This is a genomic window from Methanobrevibacter millerae, assembly GCF_900103415.1.
In the GTDB taxonomy this organism is placed as follows: Archaea; Methanobacteriota; Methanobacteria; order Methanobacteriales; family Methanobacteriaceae; genus Methanocatella; species Methanocatella millerae.
In genome coordinates, this window is the sequence record NZ_FMXB01000037.1 from 1 (window position 1) to 6,129 (window position 6,129).

Annotated in this window: 8 protein-coding genes; 2 read left to right on the forward strand and 6 right to left on the reverse strand. The window is 39.9% G+C overall.

Features of this window, described 5'->3' with window-relative positions; genetic code table 11:
* Positions 1 to 414: 414 nt before the first annotated feature.
* Together F3G70_RS11785 and F3G70_RS11790 are read right to left on the reverse strand one after the other, a co-directional pair.
* On the reverse strand, positions 415 to 735 hold the full coding sequence (locus F3G70_RS11785) for a hypothetical protein (RefSeq protein WP_149732901.1): 321 nt from the start codon (positions 733 to 735) through the stop codon (positions 415 to 417).
* Positions 736 to 769: 34 nt separating this feature from the next.
* Positions 770 to 1,192 (reverse strand): archease, encoded by a 423-nt coding sequence (locus tag F3G70_RS11790; RefSeq protein WP_149732902.1) that lies wholly within the window; start codon positions 1,190 to 1,192, stop codon positions 770 to 772.
* 94 nt (positions 1,193 to 1,286) lie between these two features.
* Between F3G70_RS11790 and F3G70_RS11795 the strand changes: the two genes are divergently transcribed.
* Positions 1,287 to 1,466, forward strand: a complete 180-nt coding sequence (locus F3G70_RS11795) for a hypothetical protein (RefSeq protein ID WP_149732903.1) — start codon at positions 1,287 to 1,289, stop codon at positions 1,464 to 1,466.
* Positions 1,467 to 1,584: 118 nt separating this feature from the next.
* Here the strand turns inward: F3G70_RS11795 and F3G70_RS11800 are convergent, their stop codons facing one another.
* From F3G70_RS11800 to F3G70_RS11815, 4 genes are read right to left on the reverse strand one after another with little or no spacing between them, the layout of a single operon-like run.
* Positions 1,585 to 2,694, reverse strand: coding sequence for an ORC1-type DNA replication protein (locus F3G70_RS11800; protein WP_149732904.1), 1,110 nt, complete (start codon positions 2,692 to 2,694; stop codon positions 1,585 to 1,587).
* A 39-nt stretch (positions 2,695 to 2,733) separates the two neighbouring features.
* Positions 2,734 to 3,297, reverse strand: a complete 564-nt coding sequence (locus F3G70_RS11805) for a zinc ribbon domain-containing protein (protein WP_149732905.1) — start codon at positions 3,295 to 3,297, stop codon at positions 2,734 to 2,736.
* A 23-nt stretch (positions 3,298 to 3,320) separates the two neighbouring features.
* On the reverse strand, positions 3,321 to 4,040 hold the full coding sequence (locus F3G70_RS11810; RefSeq protein WP_149732906.1) for a 6-hydroxymethylpterin diphosphokinase MptE-like protein: 720 nt from the start codon (positions 4,038 to 4,040) through the stop codon (positions 3,321 to 3,323).
* 10 nt (positions 4,041 to 4,050) lie between these two features.
* A complete protein-coding gene (locus F3G70_RS11815) occupies positions 4,051 to 4,698 on the reverse strand; it encodes a YczE/YyaS/YitT family protein (protein ID WP_149732907.1) in 648 nt (215 codons plus the stop codon).
* Positions 4,699 to 4,861: 163 nt separating this feature from the next.
* Here F3G70_RS11815 and F3G70_RS11820 point away from each other — a divergent pair, with 163 nt between their 5' ends.
* Positions 4,862 to 6,004 carry a pyridoxal-phosphate-dependent aminotransferase family protein gene (locus F3G70_RS11820; RefSeq protein WP_149732908.1) on the forward strand — a complete coding sequence of 381 codons (1,143 nt, stop codon included), beginning with the start codon at positions 4,862 to 4,864 and terminating at the stop codon, positions 6,002 to 6,004.
* The last annotated feature ends 125 nt before the right edge of the window (positions 6,005 to 6,129 follow it).

Below are 6,129 nucleotides of genomic sequence, written 5' to 3' on the forward strand. Positions count from 1 at the left end.
ATTATTATATGAATAATAAATCTACTTCCAAATTTGCCTCCTTAACAATAAAAATCCTTGATAAATCTGACCAATTTTATTAATAAAAAAAAATATTCCATCAAAAAATAATCAAAAAAAAATATCGTGATTAATCACTTTCCTACGATTATTTTATATAAACCAACACCAAAAATGAAAAGTTAATTTGTATACTGAATGTTGATTCCTACTCAAATAATTAATCAAAATAATTCATATAATCAAAAACGTATTTAAACCGTTTATTACAAACGTATACCAATACTAACACATTATAAAAAAAAACACCCCCCCATTGTGCAATTCATCCCCAACCTAGAAGAGGTTGGGGTATTCTTGCAATATTATGATAAATTGGCATGGTTAATTACCTCCAAATGGTGAATATTTAAATTATTTTCTGAATAATGCAGACATACCTGCAATCAGAATCAGTACAGAGCCGAGAATTCCCAGACGTGGCGTACCCATCAATACAAGTATTGCGGCAACTATGAATCCCACACCGGCAAATTCCAAATCCTTATCAACATAAAATACAGATATAAAACCTAAAATGGCACCGATAATGGACAGAACAGCTATAAATGAGTTTCCCTGCATGCCCCCGCTTTCTATGAAGATAATAAATGAACCGGAAATAATGCTTATAAATGAACCTAAAACACCTAAAATCTGTTCAAATGTTCTGGATGTGCTCTTTATTTTTTTCATGTTGATATATTAGATTTGCATTTTATTTATAATTTTATAAGTCCACAATCGCTTTAAGCATGACTCCGCCATTAACCTTGACTTCCATCTGGTGAAACGTGATGGCCTTGATTTCACAGTTCCTTTCATGAACATCCCAGTTTATCTCTTCACCTTTAATTAATGCCTTAAGCTTGAAAGCATCACCAGACCGTTCTATTTGAACGTTAAACTCACTGAATAGCATGAATTCGACCTCATGATAGAACAATAATTCCTCCAGATAGTCGTAAAGAAGTGACACCTCGTCTTCAGAGACTATTTCAAATTCTATTGATTTTAAAGCTTTTATTTTATCAGTGTTTGATATTATGTTAAACATTGCAAGTCCTGCATTTTCAAACGCTTCATTCAAGTCATTGCCACATGCATAAAATCCTATATCGGCAGTGACGTCAAAATATTCGAATTTCTTCATGATTTTTACCCTAAAAAATATTACTTATCACACGCTCTTACTCTTTGCTTATATATTGGCTTTCAACAACCTTAAACATAGTGATGTGATTATTATGTTTAAAAATACAAATACCCAAAAAAGAGCAGACTTAAGAAAAAAGACTTCAATAATTGATGAAATCGCATATTCCAACATCGATCTTCAGGCTTGCATGGTAACGCTCACAGTAATCGTAGTGTTACTTTTATCCGTGCTTTCCGTTGCGACGGCACAAAACCCATACCTTTTATAGATGGGACATAAGTACAAATTAGATTAATACCAAACCCTTAATGCGAGTGCTGGGGGCGTATCATGCAATTAATCTAATTTTGAATACAGAAACTAACTCCATTTACGAAATATGCAGGTCAGATTTGATAATCGTCAGGGTTGAATCTCAGGATTATTTCACGTGAATTTCCTCTGGCCCCTGATCCTGTATATTTTGTATCGATTAACCTTAAAAATTCGAGCTTGTCGAGAGTCCTGTTGTATGAGGCGTAGCTGACGTTTTCCTTTTCACGGAAGGCCTCGCCCAAATCGCCTGCAGTGATGTTTTCCCTGCTTTCAGTAATCAATAAAAGTAGGCTCCTCTCGTTTTCCGTTAAAGTGGACAATACCTGGGAAATGTTGATTGAAACCAGCGAGTCGACTGCCTCATCGAAATGCTCCTGAGTGATTTCACGTGACGCGTCGGCCTCGGCGATGTTTCCGCAGCTTCTCAAAAGGGCTATTCCGGTTCTCAAATCACCATTGTCAAAGGCGTACATCGCAACCTGTTCGATAATGTCATCGCCTATTACGTTGGGATAAAATCCTGCTCGGACCCTGTCCCTTAGGATATCCTCTATTTCAGAGTAGGAATAAGGCTGGAACATGATTTCCTGAGGAATGAACACCGTATTAACGTTCTTGTCGAGAACGTACCTGAATTCCAGATCCGAAAGTATTGCAAAAATGGCTGTCTTTACGCCTGGAAATTCCTCGTATGCCCTTAAGATGTCATAGAATATCTTGTTTGCGTTTTTGCTCTGGAAAAGGTAGTTGACGTCATCCAAAGATAATATTAATGATTGGCCTTTCTTTTGAAGCTCCAGCATTATCTTTTCATATATCTTTGCAAATGGAACTCCTGATTCGGGAGGCAGGTGTCCGAAAATCTGCTTGTGGATTTGGGATATTATTCCGAACCTTGTCGTGTGAAGCTGGCAGTTTATATAGACGCATACGACCTTGTCAGTGTTTTTCTCGACCAGTTCGTATACCTTCTTGACCGCCGTTGTCTTTCCGGTTGCAGGAGACCCCAGTATCACTGCATTTGACGGTTGCGCGTTGCGCATGGCCGGCCTTATGGCTATTGCCATGGCTTCCATCTGCGTGTCCCTGAAATTATAGTTTGGAGGCAGATAGTCCGGGTCAAATGCGTTTATGTTCTTAAAGAGACTTTCGTCATACATCAATATATCTTCGATTCCCATATTATCTAATCTATTTTTAGCTATTAAAAAAATTTTGTATCAGTTGAAAAATTCCACGTTATTGGAGTCAAAGCTTTCATTGAATTCCTTTAAGACCTCATTGTCCTTAACTACCTGGATTGTGATATGATCCACATACACCTGATTTTTTGGCAAGAATAAACTTATGGCATGCAAATCAGTTTCAGAGAGCATAAAATGGATTTTCTGCAGGTTTTCTGTCGTTTTTCCAAGCTCGGTATTGTTTGAATCATAATATATCGTTCTAAGGAAATACTTGTCCGAATCAGAAGGTATTCCTGAAATATATCCGTTCACATAGTAAGAGTATGTCATGGTAGTATTGTTGTCATAGCTTGAAATCCATTCCCCGCTTTCAGATACGGTAACTAGGATGTTTTCGCTGTCTGTGAAATTGCCCGTAATCAGGATAAATGCTGCAAAGATGATGACCGCAACGATTCCAACTGCCACCAGTATTTTCGGCAATCCCCACCCCTTATCAGATTTTTCTGTGCTGAAATTGAGATTTATGCCGCATTCAGGACAGGTCTTTTCATCATGATTCAATTTGCAGCCGCATTCAGGACAAAACTTAGCCATGATACCCCCCAGGCATTAATAAGTCATTCTTTCAAATTAGTTATTTTAACGTTTTCGTTTTCTTCTATCCAGTTAGTGAATTCTTCAGCATATTGAAGCTTTTTGCGCTTGACTTCATCGGCCGGTCCTACGATGTCCGGCAGGTTAGGCCTTGAATACTTTGTTACGATTTCGCCGAAGTCCATTCCGGCCAATGTGATTTCAGACGCTCCCAAAGCTACTGCCAAGAATATCGCCCTGTCGCCGTCGGTGAATCCTCCGAAGTTGTAAAGGTTTCCCACCGGCTGGGCCTGGGTCGTTCCAAGGACGTTTGTGAAAAAGGGAGTCAGCTGAGCTACCTTTGTGATATTGTCGCCGTGGGCGTGTATAACGACGTTTGCACCCCTTAAATTAGCCAACAGTATGTCATCAAGATTTCCGTCCAAATCTGTGACAACGATGTCCGGAGAAATCCTCTCTTCAACCATGGCGGTTGTGGCGCCGTCTGCAGACACCAGGACATATTCCTTCAAGTCATAGTTTTCAAGCAGGAGCTGGATATGCTCCTTGAGTGACGGGCCCGCTCCGAAGACAATAAACCTGTCTGAAAATCCAACTATTTTACTTAAATCCTCGAGCGTTAAACAGCCCTCTTCAGATAAAATCTCATCCAATACTTGAGCGGATTTTTCATCATCTTCACGGCTGAAACCGAAATCGTCTAGAATTTCTTTATAGTATATACTCCACTGGCCAAATTCCATAGTTTTAACCTCATTCATTAACAATATTAATATCTTTACCAGTCATGCTATTATATAATTTTGCAATTTGCCTTAATGTGAAACCGACACCGAATGCTGAAATCACCGTTCCTATACTGACGCTTCCGAAAGGCGTCGTATAGAATAAAGCGCACATTATGAGAGATATTATGACCATCGTGGCGTCAAAGGCGATTTTAATTGATGAAAACCTCCATCCGGTGACGAGGACAATTGATTCGACGCATCCCTCGCCCGGAAGGGGTGCGATATTTGCCGGCATGTAGATGAATATTCCAAGGGCTATGAGAAATATGCTTACGAATATCAGGATTACATTAATGATTAGCGTGTCGGGAATGTTTAATGCGTAAACGATATATAATGCCACATCCGTGAAATAGCTGAAAAGAAAGCAGTTGATGAACTGCAGCAGTCTTCTGGCCCTGAATCTTGACCTCAGGATAATCATCTGAAGGAAAATCAGGGCTGCGTTGAAAATGAATGTGGCAAGCCCGACGTCCATGTCGGTGCATAATGCAAGGGCGTATGAAATGGAGCTTATGGGCGTGGTTCCGAAAGTCGACTTGATTGAAAATGCCACCCCAAAAGACATTATGAACAGTCCCAATACAAAAAGGCAAATTCTTTTAATCATTGATTAATTATTTTATTTTCTGGAGTATTTAAAGCCATTTGAACAAAAATGTACAATCGAAACGGCAAAAGATTTGCCGACGATAATATATAATAACAATGAAAATTAAACATTTAACTAGATTTAGAAAAGCTAAATCTTTTTTTGATATGGAGGAAAATCAATGGACGAAATTTTATTAATGCTTCCTGGTCCAACAACAGTAGACCCTAGAGTGCTGGCTGCAATGTCAAAAGCTGTTGTAAATCACAGAGGAGCAAAATATGGAGAAATATTAACAGAAACCACTGAATTAATGAGTAAAGTATTCCAAACCCCAAATAAATCTTATTTATTAACCGGATCAGGTACCGCTGCAATGGAAGCGGCCATTGCAAATACCGTTGCCCCTGGCGAAAAGATGTTGAACATTGTTGGTGGAAAATTCGGTGAACGTTTCATGAAAATCGCACAGACCCATGGAATCGACGCACAGGAGCTTGCAGTCGAATGGGGAACAGCAGTAACCCCAAAACAAATCGCAGAAGCTCTTGATGAAAACGAAGACATCAAAGCAATTTCCGTTATTCACAACGAAACATCCACCGGTGTAGCGGCACCTATCGAAGAAATCGGTAAGGTAATGAAAAACTACGACGCATTATACATCGTAGATACCGTATCCTCCCTCGGAGGAGACTACGTTGACGTTGAAAAGTTCGGAATTGACGTCTGCGTAACCGGTTCACAAAAATGTCTGGCAGCGCCTCCTGGAATGGCAGCCATTACATTAAGCGACGACGCATGGAAAGCCGTCGACAGTTTCGACACCAATACTTATTATTTAGATTTGAAAGCTGCAAGAAAAAGCGGAGACAAAAACCCTCCTGAAACTCCTTACACTCCATCAGTCAGCTTAACTTACGCAATGAACGAAGCTCTGAAAATAGTTATGGAAGAAGGTTTAGAAAACAGGATTGCACGTCACCACAAGGCAGCAAACGCAAGCGTAGCAGCTGTAAAAGCTTTAGGCCTTGAATTATTCGCAGACGAAGCAGTATCCTCAGCAACCGTAACTGCAGTAAAAATGCCTGAAGGAATCGCTGACGCTGACTTTAGAGGAACCACCCGTGACAAGTACGGCGTAGAACTTGCCGGAGGACAGGATCACTTGAAAGGAAACATCTTCAGAATCGGACACATGGGATGCATTTCCTACAAAGAATTAGTGCAGACCTTTGCAGCTATCGGAATGACCTTAAAAGGCTTAGGCGCAATCGAAGATGCAGGCGCAGGTGTTGCATCAATTACAGAATCATACTTATGATTCTGCTCTTTTTATTTTTTTTTTGAACCTCCCCGACCTTTTAGAGGTCGGGGATTCCTAGATTTTTTTTTGCTTAATAGTCTATTAAGTCTGAACTAGGCTATCCCCGTCGCACCAACGGTTCA

What these genes read in the sequence shown, in the direction of transcription:
- F3G70_RS11785 (WP_149732901.1), bottom strand. Translation starts at nt 735, where the DNA reads ATGAAAAAAATAAAGAGCACATCCAGAACATTTGAACAGATTTTAGGT.
- F3G70_RS11790 (WP_149732902.1), bottom strand. Translation starts at nt 1,192, where the DNA reads ATGAAGAAATTCGAATATTTTGACGTCACTGCCGATATAGGATTTTAT.
- F3G70_RS11795 (WP_149732903.1), top strand. Translation starts at nt 1,287, where the DNA reads ATGTTTAAAAATACAAATACCCAAAAAAGAGCAGACTTAAGAAAAAAG.
- F3G70_RS11800 (WP_149732904.1), bottom strand. Translation starts at nt 2,694, where the DNA reads ATGGGAATCGAAGATATATTGATGTATGACGAAAGTCTCTTTAAGAAC.
- F3G70_RS11805 (WP_149732905.1), bottom strand. Translation starts at nt 3,297, where the DNA reads ATGGCTAAGTTTTGTCCTGAATGCGGCTGCAAATTGAATCATGATGAA.
- F3G70_RS11810 (WP_149732906.1), bottom strand. Translation starts at nt 4,040, where the DNA reads ATGGAATTTGGCCAGTGGAGTATATACTATAAAGAAATTCTAGACGAT.
- F3G70_RS11815 (WP_149732907.1), bottom strand. Translation starts at nt 4,698, where the DNA reads ATGATTAAAAGAATTTGCCTTTTTGTATTGGGACTGTTCATAATGTCT.
- F3G70_RS11820 (WP_149732908.1), top strand. Translation starts at nt 4,862, where the DNA reads ATGGACGAAATTTTATTAATGCTTCCTGGTCCAACAACAGTAGACCCT.